The organism is Pseudomonas sp. TSRC2-2, from assembly GCF_049897785.1.
GTDB lineage: Bacteria > Pseudomonadota > Gammaproteobacteria > Pseudomonadales > Pseudomonadaceae > Aquipseudomonas.
Genome location: NZ_JAFCWZ010000004.1, coordinates 49,141 through 65,916, shown reverse-complemented (window position 1 = coordinate 65,916; position 16,776 = coordinate 49,141). Strand labels below are relative to the sequence as shown.

The 16,776-nt window shown below is 60.0% G+C and carries 12 protein-coding genes; 1 reads left to right on the top strand and 11 read right to left on the bottom strand.

The genetic code is table 11. The features are described from left to right. Nucleotides 1-28 precede the first annotated feature (28 nt). Nucleotides 29-2,566, bottom strand: coding sequence for a PAS domain-containing protein (locus ACP7D9_RS09070; RefSeq protein ID WP_426156856.1), 2,538 nt, complete (start codon nt 2,564-2,566; stop codon nt 29-31). A gap of 109 nt (nt 2,567-2,675) precedes the next feature. Here ACP7D9_RS09070 and ACP7D9_RS09065 point away from each other — a divergent pair, with 109 nt between their 5' ends. Further along, the gene (locus ACP7D9_RS09065; protein WP_426156854.1) at nt 2,676-3,782 is read left to right on the top strand and encodes a PilT/PilU family type 4a pilus ATPase; all 1,107 of its coding nucleotides are present in this window, start codon (nt 2,676-2,678) and stop codon (nt 3,780-3,782) included. A 6-nt stretch (nt 3,783-3,788) separates the two neighbouring features. On the opposite strand, the gene ACP7D9_RS09060 is transcribed toward ACP7D9_RS09065, so the two are convergent. From ACP7D9_RS09060 to ACP7D9_RS09015, 10 genes are all read right to left on the bottom strand, one after another. Beyond that, a complete protein-coding gene (locus ACP7D9_RS09060) occupies nt 3,789-5,744 on the bottom strand; it encodes an acetoacetate--CoA ligase (RefSeq protein WP_426156852.1) in 1,956 nt (651 codons plus the stop codon). Between the two features lie 51 nt (nt 5,745-5,795). Then, on the bottom strand, nt 5,796-6,569 hold the full coding sequence (hbdH, locus tag ACP7D9_RS09055) for a 3-hydroxybutyrate dehydrogenase (protein ID WP_426156850.1): 774 nt from the start codon (nt 6,567-6,569) through the stop codon (nt 5,796-5,798). A gap of 7 nt (nt 6,570-6,576) precedes the next feature. Then, nucleotides 6,577-7,968 (bottom strand): GntP family permease, encoded by a 1,392-nt coding sequence (locus ACP7D9_RS09050; protein ID WP_101159429.1) that lies wholly within the window; start codon nt 7,966-7,968, stop codon nt 6,577-6,579. A 273-nt stretch (nt 7,969-8,241) separates the two neighbouring features. Beyond that, a complete protein-coding gene (locus tag ACP7D9_RS09045) occupies nt 8,242-9,657 on the bottom strand; it encodes a sigma-54 interaction domain-containing protein (protein ID WP_426156848.1) in 1,416 nt (471 codons plus the stop codon). Between the two features lie 96 nt (nt 9,658-9,753). Continuing rightward, complete coding sequence (locus ACP7D9_RS09040; RefSeq protein ID WP_426156846.1) at nt 9,754-11,328, bottom strand: ABC transporter ATP-binding protein; 1,575 nt, start codon at nt 11,326-11,328, stop codon at nt 9,754-9,756. 9 nt (nt 11,329-11,337) lie between these two features. Then, complete coding sequence (locus ACP7D9_RS09035) at nt 11,338-12,360, bottom strand: ABC transporter permease (protein WP_426156844.1); 1,023 nt, start codon at nt 12,358-12,360, stop codon at nt 11,338-11,340. Then, a complete protein-coding gene (locus ACP7D9_RS09030) occupies nt 12,360-13,421 on the bottom strand; it encodes a microcin C ABC transporter permease YejB (RefSeq protein ID WP_426156842.1) in 1,062 nt (353 codons plus the stop codon). Before ACP7D9_RS09030 ends, ACP7D9_RS09035 begins: the two co-directional genes overlap by 1 nt. Beyond that, nucleotides 13,421-15,289, bottom strand: coding sequence for an extracellular solute-binding protein (locus ACP7D9_RS09025; protein ID WP_426156840.1), 1,869 nt, complete (start codon nt 15,287-15,289; stop codon nt 13,421-13,423). Before ACP7D9_RS09025 ends, ACP7D9_RS09030 begins: the two co-directional genes overlap by 1 nt. Nucleotides 15,290-15,419: 130 nt before the next feature. Continuing rightward, nucleotides 15,420-15,701, bottom strand: a complete 282-nt coding sequence (locus tag ACP7D9_RS09020) for a peptidylprolyl isomerase (protein ID WP_042610373.1) — start codon at nt 15,699-15,701, stop codon at nt 15,420-15,422. Nucleotides 15,702-15,796: 95 nt separating this feature from the next. Further along, complete coding sequence (locus tag ACP7D9_RS09015; RefSeq protein ID WP_426157375.1) at nt 15,797-16,666, bottom strand: esterase/lipase family protein; 870 nt, start codon at nt 16,664-16,666, stop codon at nt 15,797-15,799. Nucleotides 16,667-16,776: the final 110 nt, after the last annotated feature.

Here is a 16,776-nt window from a genome sequence, read left to right as displayed (position 1 = left end):
ACGGCGGGGCGCGCGATTATGCCTCAAGTCACGGGGTCGGGTTGATCAACTTGCGAATCTTGCTCGCCAGCACTTCGAGGACAAATGGCTTGGCGACCATGTCCATACCTTCTTCAAGGAAACCCTGACGTTCGGCAGCAATTTGCGCGTAACCGGTCATGAACAGCACCTTCAGCTCCGGACGATGCTGACGGGCAATCTCCGCCAACTGGCGACCGTTCATGCCGGGCAGCCCGACATCGGTGACCAGCAGATCGACGCGCCGCGCAGACTCGAGCAACGGCAGCGCGGTCTGAGCGTTTTGCGCTTCGACGGTTTTGTAGCCCAGCTCCTTGAGCAGATCGAGCACCAGCATGCGCACCGCCGGATCATCCTCGACGACCAGCGCGGTTTCACCAGTCGATGACGCCGCGATCGGTTCGGCATTCTTCACCGACACTGCCTCGGCATCCAGTTCAAGCAAGCGCGGCAAGTACAGGCGCACACAAGTGCCTTGCCCCGGCACGCTGTCGAGGCTGACATGCCCGCCCGACTGCTGGGCGAAACCGTAAATCATCGACAGCCCGAGCCCGGTGCCCTGGCCGATCGGCTTGGTAGTGAAAAACGGGTCAAACGCCTTGGAGCGAATTGACGGCGTCATGCCGGTGCCGTTATCGCTGACCGCGAGCATCACGTATTCCCCGGCCTTCACCGGCTCGAGAATGGTGATGTCACTGCTGTCGAGATACACGTTGGCAGTCTGGATCAGCAACGTGCCGCCTTCCGGCATCGCATCGCGGGCGTTGATCACCAGATTGAGCAGCGCGTTTTCCAGCTGACTCACGTCGGTGCTGACTGGCCAAACCTCTTCAGGCAGGCGCAGTTGCAGATCGATGGCATCGCCCTTGGTGCGGCGGACGAGGTCTTCCAGCGAATGCACCAGTTCGTTGACGTTCAGTTGTTTGCGGTCCAGCGATTGGCGCCGTGAGAACGCCAGCAAGCGATGCGTCAGCGCCGCCGCGCGATTAGCCGAGGACACCGCCGCCTCGGTGAATCGGCCGATCTCGTCGGCGCGACCGTTGGCGATGTAGCGCTGCATCAAATCCAGACTGCCGATGATGCCGGTGAGCATGTTGTTGAAGTCGTGGGCAATGCCCCCGGTGAGCTGGCCGACGGCTTCCATCTTCTGCGCGTGGCGCAAGGCATCCTCGGCGCGCTCGCGCTCGAACATCTCGTTCTGCAAACGCTGGTTGGCCTGGGCCAGTTGCTCAGTGCGCGCGCTGACCCGCTCTTCAAGCGTTTCGTTGAGATTGCGCAGGGCTTCTTCGGTTTTCTTGCGCTCGGTTTCGTCAATCACAAAGATGTAGAAACCGTTGACCGCACCGTCTGCGCCGTGACGTGGCAGATAGTTCATCAGGGCATGACGGGTGCTGCCGTCGCGGTGGGGGGTGTAGAAACTGAAGGAACACGAGCGCCCGGCCAGCGCTTCAGCGATATAAGGCGCACGCAGGAAATACGCCTCCTCGCCGATGACTTCGCGGATTGTGCGCCCGTACAACTCCTGCGGTGTCAGGCCGTACCAATCGAGATAGGCCGCGTTGTTGAGGCGGAAACGTTCTTCTGCGTCGACGTAGCTGATCAGGATCGGCATGGCGTTGATGATCAACTGCAATTCGGTCTGGCTCTGACGCAGCGCCTGTTCCGTGTGTTTGCGTTCGGTCAGATCCAGCGCCGCGCCGAGAAACCGCATCGGCCGACCATGATGGTCCTTGTAGCAGCGCCCGCGTGCGAACACCCAGCGCAACGTGCCATCGGCCTGCAACAAGCGGTATTCCTCGGCGTACTCGGTGCCATGAGTAATGCAATGTTTGATGCCACGCGCGACCATGGCGCGGTCTTCCGGGTGCACCCCGTGCAGATATTCGCTGATCGGCAACTGTCCGGCCCCGGCCGGATCGACGCCATGCAATTCGGCGAAGTGCGCATCGGCGATGAAGCGATCTTCACCAATGTCCCAATCCCAGGTGCCGACCGCGTCGGTGGCGGCGAGGGCCAGTTGCAGGCGCTCTTCGGACTGACGCTGGGCCTTGAGGCTTTCCTCGGAGCGGCGCTGCAATTCAAGGGCGATGCGGCGGCGTTCGTTGGTTTCGATGGCGGTGATCAGAATTCCCGCGACCTGTGCCGTTTCATCACGAATCGGGCTGTAGGTCAGATCCAGCCAGAAATCGGTTTTTTTACCGTCGCGTTGCACGCTGAAACGCTGCTCGCTGAAGCTGCGCACCTGGCCTTGCAGTACCGCCTGATAAATTGGTTCGGAAAAATCCCGCACTTCCGGCCAGACCTCATGCGTCGGCTGCCCGAACGCCTCGGGATGCTTGCTGCCGGCGAGCAGGGCGAAACCATTGTTGTAGATCTGCGTCAGCTCAGGACCCCATAACAACAACATCGGCATCGGCGAATGAAGCACGATATCCACGGCCGTGCGCAGGCTTTGCGGCCAGGTGCCGGCGGCGCCCAGCGGGCTGCGGCTCCAGTCGGTGCGGGCAATCAGGGCCTGAGCGTCATCGATGGTGGGTACAGCATTCATGTTTCAATCCTGAGCGTGGTTCTGTGAGACGGGGTCTATCATTGTTGCAGGAGCCGCGCAAAGCGTAGGCCAAATCTGCTGTTTCAATGCTTCGCGGGTGCTTTCAGCCATGGAAATCGATGCACTGTTGTCAATATTGTCGCAAAAAAACGGTTCTGATCTATTCCTCTCCACCGGCGCAGCGCCGAGCGCGCGCATTGACGGTGTGCTGAGGGCATTGAGCGACCAGCCATTCAAACCCGGCGAAACTGCGGCTATCGCCGCCTCCCTGGTGGACGCCGAGCAACGGCGGGAGTTCGACCGGGATCTGGAAATGAACCTGGCAATCTCCCGAACGGGCGTCGGGCGATTCCGCGTAAACATTTTTCAGCAGCGCAACGACGTCTCGATCGTGATTCGTAACGTCAAACTCGACATCCCGCGATTCGAAGACCTGAAGCTGCCGCCGGTATTGCTGGAAACGGTGATGCTCAAACGCGGCCTGATCCTGTTCGTCGGCGCGACCAGTTCGGGCAAATCGACCTCGTTGGCGGCACTGATCGATCATCGCAACCGCCACAGTGCCGGGCACATTGTGACGATCGAGGACCCAATCGAATATATACATCGGCACAAGCGCTCGATCATTAACCAGCGTGAAGTCGGCGTTGATACACGCAGCTTCCATGCGGCGCTGAAGAACACCCTGCGCCAGGCACCGGATGTTGTGTTGATCGGCGAAATCCGTGACCGCGAAACGATGGAACATGCGCTCGCGTTTGCCGAAACCGGGCATCTGGTGTTGTCGACGTTGCATGCGACCAATGCCAATCAAGCGCTGGACAGGATCATCAACATGTTTACCGAAGAGCGCAGGCCACAACTGCTGCAAGCCTTGGGCAATCACCTCAAAGCCTGCGTGTCCCAGCGCCTGGTCCGCACGCGCGACGGTCAGCGCCGCGCAGCGGTGGAAGTAATGCTCGGCACACCAACCGTCAGCGACTTGATCCGCAGCCACCAATTGGGCGAGCTCAAAGGCATCATGGAAAAATCTGCCGAGTCGGGCATGCAAACCTTTGACGCTGCGTTACACGCGCTGGTGATAGAGGGCGCCATCAGCGAGGAGGAGGCCCTCAAGCACGCCGACTCGGTGAATAATCTGCGGCTGCGATTGAAGCTGCAGGCCGACGGCGCGCCAGGGAACCCTGACTCGGGTGAGTGGGGGTTGATGGATTGATCCCGCTCAGTTGCGCAATTCGACGCGGTCGCGAAACTGTTCCAGTGCTTGCGGATTGGCCAAGGCATCGGTGTTCTTCACCTTTTCGCCATGCACCACATTGCGTACCGCCAGCTCGACGACCTTGCCGCTGATAGTGCGCGGTATGTCCGTCACCGCCACAATCCGCGCCGGGACGTGCCTGGGCGTGGTATTGGCGCGGATCACGTCGCGGATTCGCTGTTCAAGCCCTGCATCCAGTTCGACGTCGTCGCGCAGACGCACGAACAACACAACCCGCACATCATCCTGCCATTGCTGACCGATGGCGACGCTGTCCAGTACCTCAGTGATTTTCTCGACCTGGCGATAGATTTCCGCTGTGCCGATGCGCACACCACCCGGATTCAGCACCGCATCCGAGCGGCCGTGAATCATCATCGCGCCATGGGGCAACTGTTCAGCGTAATCACCTTGCGCCCACACGCCGGGAAAGAGACTGAAATAGGACTGACGCAGTTTTGCGCCGTCGGGGTCATTCCACAAACCAATAGGCATCGCCGGGAAATGCCGGGTGCAGACCAGTTCGCCTTTCTCGCTGACGACCGGCTGGCCGGAGTCGTTCCACACCTCGACGGCCATGCCCAGGCTTTTACCCATGATCTCCCCACGGCGTACCGGTGACAGCGGATTGCCGTTGACGAAGCAGGAAACGATGTCGGTGCCACCGGACATCGAAGCCAGGCATACGTCGGTTTTGAAGTCGCGATAAACGAAATCGTAACTGTGCGGCGATAGCGCCGAGCCGGTGCAGAGCAAGGTTCTCAGGCTTGCCAGATGATGACTTTCGCGGGGTCTGACGCCACTGCTTTCAAGCGTGGCGAGGAACTTCGGGCTGGTGCCGAACACGCTGATGCGCTCGTCGTCGATCAGGTCGAGCAAACGCTGAGGGTCCGGGTGAAACGGCGAGCCGTCGTAGAGCACCACAGCGCTGCCGACTGCCAATGCCGAGACCAGCCAGTTCCACATCATCCAGCCGCAGGTCGTGTAGTAGAACAAGCGATCACCAGGCCCGAGATCGCAATGCAAACCGTGCTCCTTGACGTGTTGCAGGAGCACGCCGCCGGTGCTGTGCACAATGCATTTCGGCACGCCGGTGGTGCCGCTGGAGTACAGCACGTAAAGCGGATGATTGAACGGCACCGGGATGAAATACGGTTCGCCGCCGGGCTGATAAAAATCCTCCCACAAGGTAACTTCCGCCTGGGTTGGGTAATCCTCGGTGCGCGCCTGCGCTCGGGCGTACGGGACGATGACCAACTGCTGCAGTGTCGGCAGCTGCGCGAGGATTTCATTGAGCTTGGCAGTCTGGTCAAGGGTTTTTCCGGCGTATTGATAACCGGCGCAGGTTAGCAGCAGTTTCGGTTCGATCTGGCCGAAGCGATCGATCACGCCGTGGGTGCCGAAGTCGGGTGACGAGCACGACCAGATTGCGCCAAGGCTGGTGGTTGCCAGCATCGCCACCAGGGTTTGCCAGGTGTTGGGCATGCAAGCTGCTACGCGATCGCCTTGAGCAACGCCCGCCGCCCGCAGGCTGGCCTGAAAACCGGCGACGTGTTCGGCCAGCTCGGCCCAGGTCAGTTGCTCACGCTGGCCGCTCTCCGCGACGGCGACCACTGCAACGGCATCGTCGCGACGGCGCAGCAGGTGTTCGGCGAAATTCAGTGTCGCCCCGGGGAACCACTCGGCGCTGGGCATCGCTGCGCCTTCGCGCAAAACGGCATCGGGCTGAGTGTGAAAACGGATATCGAAGAAATCGACAACCGTTTGCCAGAAATCGGCGCGTTGCCCGATGCTCCATTGGTGCAGGGCAGGGTAGCCATCGAGCTGAAGCGAATGCCGCTGATTGATCTCGCGCCGCAAAGCGTCCATACGCGAACGAGCGATACGCTGGGCGTCGGGTTGCCAGAGGATGTCGGACATCAGTTGCCTCTTGTTGTTTGATTACACATAGCTGCGCAGGCGCGGGCGGCTTTATTGCGCCAACCAGCCACCATCAATATTCCACGCCGCGCCGCGCACCTGGCTGCCGGCTTCGCTGCACAAGAACAGCACCAGCTCACCCAGATGCTGCGGCGTGACGAACTCCAGCGACGGCTGTTTCTCGGCAAGCAGATCATGCTTCGCCTGCTGCGGATCGACGCCTTTGGCCGCGCGATCATCGATCTGCTTCTGCACCAGCGGCGTCAACACCCAGCCCGGACAGATCGCATTGCAAGTGACATTGCTGGTCGCGGTTTCCAGCCCGACTACCTTGGTCAGACCGATAACACCATGCTTGGCGGCGACATACGCGGCTTTGCCGGTGGAACCGACCTGGCCATGCACCGAGGCGATATTGATGATGCGTCCCCAGTTTTTCTGGCGCATGCCCGGCAGGCTCAAGCGAGTGCTGTGAAACACCGAGGACAGGTTGATCGCAATGATCGAGTCCCAGCGCTCCACTGCAAACTCCTCCACCGCAGCCACGTGCTGAATGCCGGCGTTATTGACCAGAATATCGACGCCGCCAAATTCACGCTCGGCGTAAGCGATCATGTCGGCTATCTGCGCCGGATCGCTGACATCGGCGGGATGGTGGCCGACCTTGCCGCCGAACCGGGCGACCTCGGCGATCACCTGCGAGGCGTCGCCGAAGCCATTGAGAATCAGGTTGGCGCCAGCTTTCGCCAGGCTCAGCGCGATGCCCAGGCCGATGCCGCTGGTAGAACCGGTGACCAAAGCTGTCTTGCCGGAAAGAGTGGTCATGAATACCTCACACAATGCCAGTGGCGTAGAAAGTGCCGATCACCACGAAAACCGCCAGGGTCTTGATCAGCGTAATACAGAAAATGTCTTTGTAGGCTTCGCGGTGGGTCAGCCCGGTGACGGCCAGCAGCGTGATCACCGCGCCATTGTGCGGCAGGGTGTCCATGCCGCCGCTGGCCATCGCTGCCACGCGGTGCAGAACTTCCAGCGGAATATTCGCCGCGTGCGCCGCGCTGATGAATTGCTCGGACATCGCTGCCAGCGCAATGCTCATGCCGCCGGAAGCCGAACCGGTGATGCCGGCGAGCAGCGTCACGGTGATCGCTTCGTTGACCAGCGGATTGGGAATTTGCTTGAGCCAGTCGGCCAGCACCAGGAAACCGGGCAGCGACGCGATCACCGCGCCAAAGCCGTACTCGGACGCGGTGTTCATCGCCGCCAGCAATGCGCCGCTGACCGCGCTTTTACTGCCTTCGGCGAGTTTGCTTTTAATCGCCTTGAAGCCGAATGCCAGCACCATGAGGATGCCCACCAGCAGCGCCGCCTGCACCGCCCAGATCGCCGTAAGCTTGGCGATCTCGGTGGTGACCGGCGCAGCCATCCCCGGCAGCGCCAGGCTGTGAGTCTTGCCGTACCACTGCGGAATCCATTGGGTGAACAGCAGATTCATGATGCCCACTGCCAGCAAGGGCGACAGCGCAATCCATGGGTTGGGCAGCTTCAGGTCTGCGGCCGTCTCGGGCTCGTTGCGCAGTTCAGTGCCGTAACCTTCACCGGCACGCTGTGCCTTGTTGCGCTGACGCTGAAGAAACAGCATGCCGGCGCAGAACACGAAAATCGTGCCGATCACGCCCAGCCATGGCGCTGCCCACGCGGTGGTGTTGAAGAAGGTGCTGGGGATGATGTTCTGGATCTGCGGAGTGCCGGGCAGGGCGTCCATGGTGAACGAGAACGCACCCAGGGCGATGGTCGCCGGGATCAGACGCTTGGGGATGTTGCTCTGGCGGAACATTTCGGCTGCAAACGGATATACCGCAAATACCACCACGAACAGCGATACGCCGCCGTAAGTGAGCAGGGCGCAAACCAGCACAATCACCAGCATGGCCTGTTTAGTGCCGAGCAACCGAATCGCGGCAGCCACAATCGAGCGCGAGAAACCCGACAATTCGATCAGCTTGCCGAACACTGCGCCAAGCAGGAACACCGGGAAGTACAGCTTGATGAAGCCGACCATCTTGTCCATGAATACCCCGGTGAACGCGGGCGCCACGGCGGACGGATCGGTGAGCAGGACCGCGCCGAGGGCGGCGATCGGGGCGAAGAGGATGACGCTGTAGCCACGGTAGGCAGCAAGCATCAGCAGCGTCAGGGCTGCCAAGGCAATGATCACACTCATTGTGTGTCTCTCCAGGATTGTTGTTTTTATAGGTGGAACGGGTGTGGAGAGCTGTTAGCGATTACTGTGCCAAATACCTAACGTGTTGATATCTGTAGATATTTCCCGAAGGAGTGAGATTGTGCAGGAAAAGTTGTCTCGTTTGTGAGACCGAAAAGATCGCAGCCTTCGGCAGCTCCTACAAGGAAATACGTATCTACCCTGTAAGAGTCGCCGAAGGCTGCGATCTTCTGAACTTAAAAAACCTATCCATGATATGAGACCAGTGTCTCTTTATGTAGACTTAACGATCCCCAGCGCAGCCATCTTCTTGTACAGGGTCGACCGCCCCAGCCCCAACCGAGCCGCAGCTTGCGGTACTTTCCCCTCGCATTGCGCTAACGTCGATTCGATCAACTGCCGATCAAACCGCGCCCGCGCCTGCGCAAATGTCTCACCGGCCGACGCTTGCAGACTCGGTTCGGGGGTTCGCTCAACTGGAGTAAACGTGCCAATCGCCCCGCGAATATCCTGCTCTGTCAGCAGCAAATCATCACTGAGCAACGCCGCCCGCTCCAGTACATTGCGCAGCTCGCGAATATTGCCCGGCCACGCATGCTGGCCCAGCAACGCCATCGCATCGCGGTGCAATTCGTGCTGGCTGCGCAGCTCTTCCAGGATCGCCTCGCTCAGCGCCGGGAGGTCATCGAGACGTTCGCGCAGCGGTGGCACCTGGATCGGCAGTACGTTGAGGCGGTAGTACAAATCGGCGCGGAACTCGCCGCGTTTGATCGCCGCCTGCAGATCCGTCGAGGTTGCCGCGATCACCCGCACATCGCTCTGAATCACTTCGTTGGAGCCGACCGGTTCGAACTCCTTTTCCTGCAGCACCCGCAGCAGTTTGCTTTGCAGCGGCAGCGGCATGTCGCCGATCTCGTCGAGAAACAGCGTGCCGCCCTGAGCAATCTGCAGCTTGCCGGTGCGTCCCTTGCGATCGGCGCCGGTAAAAGCACCGGGTGCTGTGCCAAAGAACTCGGCCTCCAGCAGCGCCTCGGGAATCGCCGCGCTGTTGATGCTGACGAAGGCCTTGTGCGCGCGGGGCGAAGCGCTGTGAATCGCTTGCGCGAGCAGCTCCTTGCCAGTGCCCGTTTCCCCCAGCAGCAATACCGGCGAATCAGCGCTGGCACTGCGCCGGGCGCGGCGTTTGACTTCCAGGCTGGCAGCGCTGGTACCGATGAAATGGGCGAAGTTGTATTTGGTCTGTCGCGCACGCAGCAGCGAGCGGGTCGAGGCCAGTTCTTCCTGCATGCTCAGGTAACGCTTGAGCATCGGCGACAGCGTGCGCAGCTCGTCGAACAGGGCAAAACCGATGGCGCCGATCACGCTGCCGGCGTCGTCGTGAATGGGCAGGCGCATCACCACCAGCGGTTCCTTCGGCGTGTCCTGCATGTCCAGCAGAATGGGCCGACCGGTACGCACCACCTCACGCAGCAAGCTACCGGGGATCACGCTTTCGCAAGGTTTGCCGATCGCGCCTGCTGCTGAGGCAAGACCAAAGCGCCGGGCGTAGCGTTCGTTCATCCAGACGATATTTGCGTCGCGGTCGACAATCACCGTGCCCTCGCTGGATTGCTCGATGATCTCGAACAGCGAACGGATCGCCAGGGTGCGCACCCGTTGGTAGTCCTTGAGGCTTTCGGTGGTGTTCATGAAAATTGATCCTGATGTGTGTCGCCAGTGCCGGCCCCTTCGCGAGCTAGCCTGCTCGCGAAGGGGCCGCTGTGCCGAGGCTAGCGCCGATTATGCCTACCCCGGATGTGCTGCCGCCAACAGCTCTTGAGTGTAGGGATGCTGCGGGTTGTCAAACACGTCATGACTGGCGCCACGCTCGACGACCTGACCGTCCTTGATCACGATCATGTCATGGGCGAGGGCGCGCACTACCGCCAGATCGTGGCTGATGAACAGGTAAGTCAAGCCGTGTTTCTCCTGCAGGTCACGCAGCAGCGCAACCACCTGTTTCTGCACGGTGCGGTCAAGCGCGGAAGTCGGTTCATCGAGCAGGATCAGCGCGGGTTTCAGCACCAGCGCCCGGGCGATGGCGATGCGCTGACGCTGGCCACCGGAGAACTCATGCGGATAACGATGGCGACTCTCGGGGTCCAGGCCGACTTCCTTGAGTACGCGAATCACTTGCTCTTCGCATTCGTCAGCCGTCGACTCGCCGTGGACTTCCAGGCCTTCACTGATGATCTGCGCCACCGACATGCGCGGGCTGAGGCTGCCGAAAGGGTCCTGAAACACCACCTGCATCTGACGCCGCCACGGCCGCAGTTGCTTTTGATCAAGACTGTCGAGCGCTTCGCCCTGAAAGCGAATGCTGCCTTCGGAGTCGAGCAAGCGCAGGATCGCCTGACCCAGTGTTGACTTGCCCGAACCGGACTCGCCAACGATCCCCAGGGTCTTGCCACGCTGAATATTCAAGCTGACCCCATCGACCGCGCGCAAATATTGCTTGCGCTGGAACAGTCCGCCACCGACCTGGAAATCAACGCGCAGGTCAGCCACTTCCAGCACGTTTTCACGTTCGTCACGGGGCAGGGCTTCACCTTCAGGTTCCGCGTTCAACAACACGCAGCTGTAAGGGTGTTTCGGCTCGGTGAACAGGGTTTCGCAGGGTGCCTGCTCGACGATCTCACCAGCCTTCATCACACACACGCGTTGCGCGATGCTGCGCACCAGATTGAGATCGTGACTGATCAGCAGCAGCGACATGCCGAGTCGCTGTTGCAGGGACTTGAGCAGCACAAGGATCTTGCGTTGCACGGTGACATCCAGCGCCGTGGTCGGCTCGTCGGCGATCAACAGCTCCGGCTCACACGCCAACGCCATGGCGATCATCACCCGTTGTCGTTGGCCGCCGGACAGTTGATGTGGATAGGCTTTCAACCGTTCCCCGGGCTTCTGAATGCCGACCAGCCCGAGCAGTTCGAGAATGCGCTGCTGCGCTTGTTTGCCGCCGAGGACACGGTGCAGCAACAGGGTTTCGCCGATCTGCTTTTCGATGGTGTGCAGCGGATTGAGCGAAGTCATTGGCTCCTGAAAGATCATGGCGATGCGATTGCCGCGCAGTTCTCGCAAGACCTTCGGATCAGCACCGAGCAGTTCCTGGCCGCGATAGCGAATGCTGCCACGGGTTTGCGCCTCGCTCTCAGGCAGCAACTGCAGGATCGAATGCGCGGTCACCGATTTCCCCGAGCCCGATTCGCCGACCAGTGCCAGGCACTCACCGGGGCGGATATCCAGGCACAGGTCACGCACCACAGTCTGGCCATGGAAAGCGACATTGAGGTTGCGGATTTCGATCAGATTTTCAGTCATGGTCACGCTTCAGGATCGAGGGTCAAAAGCGTCACGTAACGCTTCACCGATGAATACCAGCAAGGAAAGGATCAGCGCGAGGGTGAAGAACGCGGTCAACCCCAGCCATGGCGCTTGCAGGTTCTGCTTGCCCTGACCGATCAACTCGCCAAGCGAAGCGCTGCCGGCCGGCATGCCAAATCCCAGGAAGTCCAGCGCGGTCAGCGTCGAAATGGCCCCGGTCAAAATGAACGGCAGGTAGCTCAGCGTCGCATTCATTGCGTTGGGCAGGATGTGCCGGAAGATCACCTTGCGGTCAGTCAGGCCCAAGGCGCGTGCGGCTTTGACGTATTCCAGATTGCGCCCGCGCAGAAATTCGGCGCGCACCACGTCCACCAGCGCCAACCAGGAAAACAGCGCCATGATCCCCAGCAGCCACCAGAAATTCGGCTCGACGAAACCGGAGAGGATGATCAGCAGATACAGCACCGGCAGCCCTGACCAGACTTCCAGCACGCGCTGTCCGAGCAAATCGACCCAGCCACCGTAATAGCCCTGCAACGCGCCGGCGGCGATACCGATCAGCGCGCTGACAAAGGTCAGCATCAGGGCAAACAGTATCGAGACCCTCGCGCCGAAAATGACCCGCGCCAGCACATCGCGCGCCTGATCGTCAGTACCCAGCCAGTTGACTGAGGTCGGGGGGCTCGGTGCGGGTTTGTTCAGATCGTAGTTGGGCGTGTCGTCGCTGAACGGTATCGGCGGGAACAGCAACCAGCCGCCGTCCTTGCGGATCAGATTCTGCACATACTCGCTGCGATAATCAGCCTGGAACGGCAATTGCCCGCCGAACTCCTGTTCGGTGTGACGCTTGAATACCGGGAAGTACCACTGGTCCTGATAGCGGACCACCAGCGGTTTGTCGTTGGCAATCAACTCGCCACCCAACGTCAGCATGAACAGACCGATGAACAGCCACAGCGACCACCAGCCGCGCCGGTTTTTCTTGAACCGCTCGAAACGGCGTCGACCCAAAGGCGAGAGCTTGAACATCAGGCATTCCTCGCGGCGAAGTCGATACGCGGGTCGACGAGGGTGTAGCAGAGGTCGCCGATGAGTTTTATCAGCAGGCCGAACAGCGTGAAGATGAACAGCGAGCCGAACACCACTGGGTAGTCCCGCGACACCGCGGCTTCGTAGCTCATGCGTCCGAGGCCATCGAGCGAGAAGATCACTTCGATCAACAGCGAGCCTGCGAAGAACACGCTGATGAACGCCTGAGGTATCCCCGAGACCACCAACAGCATCGCGTTGCGAAACACATGCCCGTACAGCACGCGGCGTTCGCTCAAGCCTTTGGCGCGGGCCGTCACTACGTACTGTCGGGTGATTTCATTGAGGAACGAGTTTTTCGTCAGGATCGTCAGGGTCGCGAAGCCACCGATCACCAATGCAGTGACGGGCAACACCAGATGCCAGAAATAGTCGGCGATCTTGCCCAGTGTCGACAGCGATTCGAAATTGTCCGAGACCAGCCCGCGCACCGGAAACCAGTCAAGCGACGTGCCGCCGGCAAACACCACGATCAGGAACATCGCAAACAGAAACGCGGGCATGGCGTAACCGATGATGATGGCCGTGCTGCTCCAGATGTCGAAATGGCTGCCGTGATGCACAGCCTTGCGGATGCCCAGCGGGATCGACACCAGATAAGTGATCAGCGTCGCCCACAGCCCGAGGGAAATGGTCACCGGCATCTTTTCCAGAATCAGGTCAGTGACCGTTGCACCACGAAAGAAGCTCTTGCCGAAATCCAGCTGCGCGTAATTCTTCAGCATCAGCCACAGCCGTTCGTGGGCCGGCTTGTCGAAGCCGTACTGTTTTTCGATGTCTTTGATCAGTTGCGGGTCCAGGCCCCGGCTGGCCCGCGAAGGGTTACTCGACGTCTCGCTGGCGCCACCGCCGACACTGGCGCCGCCGATCCCTTGCAGATGGGCGATTGCTTGTTCCACTGGCCCGCCGGGCGCGGCCTGAACGATCACGAAATTGACCAGCAGGATAATCACCAGCGTCGGAATGATCAGCAGCAGCCGCCGCAGTGTGTAACCCCACATCAGTGCGGTCCTCCGGGTCTTCTGCGACTGATTTTCTCAGCGGTCATTTGTTGATTGGTCAGCGGCGTTCGACTGATTTCCCACCAGCTCTCGATGGCTTCGTCATTGCTCGCCTGCACCGTGGGGATGCCGAAGCGATTCCACCACACGGTCGAGGTGCCCGGCGGGTAATAATTGGGAATCCAGTAGTAATTCCATTGCAGCACCCGGTCCAGCGCATGGGCGTAATGCAACATGTCCGACTGGGTCGAGGCGCGGATCAGTCCGTTTATCAAGGTATCGACCGCCGGGTTTTTCAACACCATATAGTTGTTCGCGCCCGGGTCATTGGCCGCTGCCGAGCCGAAATAGTTAAGCAACTCGCCGCCCGGAGAAGTGGTAACGGGATAGCCGGTGACGATCATGTCGTAGTCGCGACTCATCAGGCGATTGACGTATTGCGAGGCGTCGATGCGACGGATATTCAGCTCGATGCCGATCTGCTTCAGCGTGCGCTTGTATGGCAACAGCAGGCGGTCCATGCCGTTCTGGCTGACCAGAAAAGTGAAGCTCAGCGGCTCGCCGGCGCTGTTGACCAATTGGTCACCATCCGGTTTCCAGCCGGCCTGCTCGAGCAGCTCCAGCGCTTGCAACTGTTTATCACGAATGATGCCGCTGCCATCGGTCTTCGGTGCCTCGAAAACTTTGCTGAACACTTCTTCAGGCACCTGACCGCGCAGCGGTTCAAGGATTTTCAGCTCTTGAGCATCGGGCAACTGCCGGGCGGCCAGGTCGGTGTTGGAAAAGTAGCTCTGCTGGCGGATGTAGACGTTGCGCATCATCTGCCGGTTGCTCCATTCGAAATCCCAGAGCATCGCCAGTGCCTGGCGCACCCGACGGTCATGGAACATGGGTTTTTGCAGGTTGAACACGAAACCCTGGGCCGACTGCGGCGCTTCAGTGGCCAGGTGGGCTTTTTGCAAGCGGCCATCGCTGAGGGCGGGGCTGTCATAGCCGATCGAGTAGCCGGTCGCGGAGAACTCCCGGTTGTAGTCGTAGGCGCCGCCACGCAGCACCTGACGCGCGACGTCGGTGTCGCCGAAGTACTCGATGCTGAAATGATCGAAGTTATACAAGCCGCGACTGACCGGCAGATCCTTGCCCCACCAGTCGCCATTGCGTTCGAAAGTGATGCTGCGCCCGGAATCGACCTTGCCAACCCGGTACGGTCCGCTGCCCAGCGGCGGTTCATAACCACCGCCGCTGGCGAAATCGCGGCTCTTCCACCAGTGTTCGGGGAACACCGGCAGGGTCGCGATATCCAGCGGCAACGTGCGGTTTTCGTTGCTTTTGAAGTCAAAGCGCACGGTCAGCGGTGCCTCGACCTCGACGCCTTTGACGTCGGCAAACTGCGTGCGATAACGCAGGCTGCCCTGGGTCATCAGCAGGTTGAAGGTGTAGCGAACGTCTTCGGCAGTAATCGGTTTGCCATCGGCAAAGCGTGCCTTGGGATTGATAAAGAAACGCAGCGACAGGCCGTCGTCCGAACGTTCCATCTTCTGCGCGACCAGACCATAGACGGTGTAAGGCTCGTCCAGCGAGCGCTGCGCCAATGGCGAATACAGCATGCCGTCGATCTGCGTTACGCCGATGCCTTTGTCTATATAAGGCAGCAAATGGTCGAAGTGACCGATTTCGATCGCTGATCGACGCATTGTTCCGCCCTTTGGCGCTTGCGGATTGGTGTAGTCGAAGTGGCTGAAACCGGCGGGGTACCTGGCTGGTTCACCGTAGACGGTCAGTGCGTGTTGCGGCGCAGCGGTCACACCGGCGGCACCCGTGAGCAGGGCGAGGGCGGTGAGCATCAGTGTGGGAAAAACCAGTCGCATCGTCAGCCTTGGAACGGAAATCGATAAGCGCAAGTTGTACGCGAGCGGCGCGCCACTCGCCAGCCGTATGTGTTACTGAAACACAACGGCCCACCAGAAGGCGGGCCGTTGTCAGCAATCGGACGAGGAATCAGTCCTGACGGCTGGTGACTTCCAGCAGGTGGTAACCGAACTGGGTCTTTACCGGGCCTTGCACGACGTTGATCGGCGCGCTGAAGACCACGGTGTCGAATTCCTTGACCATCTGGCCAGGGCCGAACGAACCCAGATCACCACCCTGACGGCTGGATGGGCAGGTGGAGTTGGTTTTGGCGACTTCGGCGAAATCGGCACCGGCTTCGATCTGAGCCTTGAGTTCGTTGCACTTGTCTTCGCTGGAAACCAGGATGTGGCGGGCAGTGGCTTTAGCCATGGGGAATTCTCCGAACTGTTTCAATAAAAGGTGGAGCCTACCGGAATCAGTGGGCGAATTCTCGGCAAAGTTCCATTGTGCGTTGCTGACTCCATTCAAAGATCCGCCGCACGCAGGCGCCGGGCATGTTCGACGTACAGCTCGATCGGATCCGCTGAAGACGGGTTGATGCCCGCGCTGCGTCGCAGGCTGGCCAGATGATCCATCGGATAATCAGAGCGGATCACTTGGCCGAGATGGCTGCTGAAGCGTCCGACGAAACCGTCATTCTGCTGGGCTTCGGTAGTGAAATATTGCGACAGCACCCGGCAGATGGCTTCAACCGGATCCAACGCTGGCAGCTTGGATTGCGCTACAACCCCGCTCCATGAGTAATAACGCACGCCGTTGACTTGCTCAGGGCCGTGGCCGCCCCAGGTTTGTGGCAATCCCTGCGGATACTTGTCGTTGAATTGACCGACGCCGACAGTCGTCAGCGCGTTGAGTGCGGCCAACGCATTTTGCGGCAGTGCCACGTTGCCACTGAGCAGCGATAACAGATCAGCAAATTGCGTCGCCACGTTTTGTGCGACGGCTTCGGGAAGCTTGCCTGGGATCAAAGCCTTGCGCAGGAAGTCGGCAAGCTCCGAACCGTGGTTCGGGCCACTGACGGAGGTGACTGAAGCGACGACGTCTGGTGCAAGCGCCGCCGCATAGCGCGCAGCGAGTGCGCCCTGACTGTGTCCTATGAGGTTGACTTTCTTCGCACCTGTGCCTCGCAGCACACAGGCAATCTGAGACAGCAATTGCTCACCCCTTGTTTCATTGTCGTGGGTGGCCGAAAGGTGTGGAACAAACAAACGACATCCGGACGCTTTGAGTGCGGTCTTGACGTCATAGAACAGCTCGAAATGACCGATACGCTCGAACCCGAACAGACCGTGGATCAACAGGATTGGATAACGAGTTGTAGCATTCCGTTGCATGTTCTTACCTTTTTCGTAGAAGTTCATGGGGAAATCACCGAGCCACTCTAAAACACTCATCTCGTTGAAGAAGTACGAAGAGGCTTCACGTTGCGTTTGAAAAGGGATTA

What these genes read in the sequence shown, in the direction of transcription:
- ACP7D9_RS09070 (WP_426156856.1), bottom strand. Translation starts at nt 2,566, where the DNA reads ATGAATGCTGTACCCACCATCGATGACGCTCAGGCCCTGATTGCCCGC.
- ACP7D9_RS09065 (WP_426156854.1), top strand. Translation starts at nt 2,676, where the DNA reads ATGGAAATCGATGCACTGTTGTCAATATTGTCGCAAAAAAACGGTTCT.
- ACP7D9_RS09060 (WP_426156852.1), bottom strand. Translation starts at nt 5,744, where the DNA reads ATGTCCGACATCCTCTGGCAACCCGACGCCCAGCGTATCGCTCGTTCG.
- hbdH (WP_426156850.1), bottom strand. Translation starts at nt 6,569, where the DNA reads ATGACCACTCTTTCCGGCAAGACAGCTTTGGTCACCGGTTCTACCAGC.
- ACP7D9_RS09050 (WP_101159429.1), bottom strand. Translation starts at nt 7,968, where the DNA reads ATGAGTGTGATCATTGCCTTGGCAGCCCTGACGCTGCTGATGCTTGCT.
- ACP7D9_RS09045 (WP_426156848.1), bottom strand. Translation starts at nt 9,657, where the DNA reads ATGAACACCACCGAAAGCCTCAAGGACTACCAACGGGTGCGCACCCTG.
- ACP7D9_RS09040 (WP_426156846.1), bottom strand. Translation starts at nt 11,328, where the DNA reads ATGACTGAAAATCTGATCGAAATCCGCAACCTCAATGTCGCTTTCCAT.
- ACP7D9_RS09035 (WP_426156844.1), bottom strand. Translation starts at nt 12,360, where the DNA reads ATGTTCAAGCTCTCGCCTTTGGGTCGACGCCGTTTCGAGCGGTTCAAG.
- ACP7D9_RS09030 (WP_426156842.1), bottom strand. Translation starts at nt 13,421, where the DNA reads ATGTGGGGTTACACACTGCGGCGGCTGCTGCTGATCATTCCGACGCTG.
- ACP7D9_RS09025 (WP_426156840.1), bottom strand. Translation starts at nt 15,289, where the DNA reads ATGCGACTGGTTTTTCCCACACTGATGCTCACCGCCCTCGCCCTGCTC.
- ACP7D9_RS09020 (WP_042610373.1), bottom strand. Translation starts at nt 15,701, where the DNA reads ATGGCTAAAGCCACTGCCCGCCACATCCTGGTTTCCAGCGAAGACAAG.
- ACP7D9_RS09015 (WP_426157375.1), bottom strand. Translation starts at nt 16,666, where the DNA reads ATGCAACGGAATGCTACAACTCGTTATCCAATCCTGTTGATCCACGGT.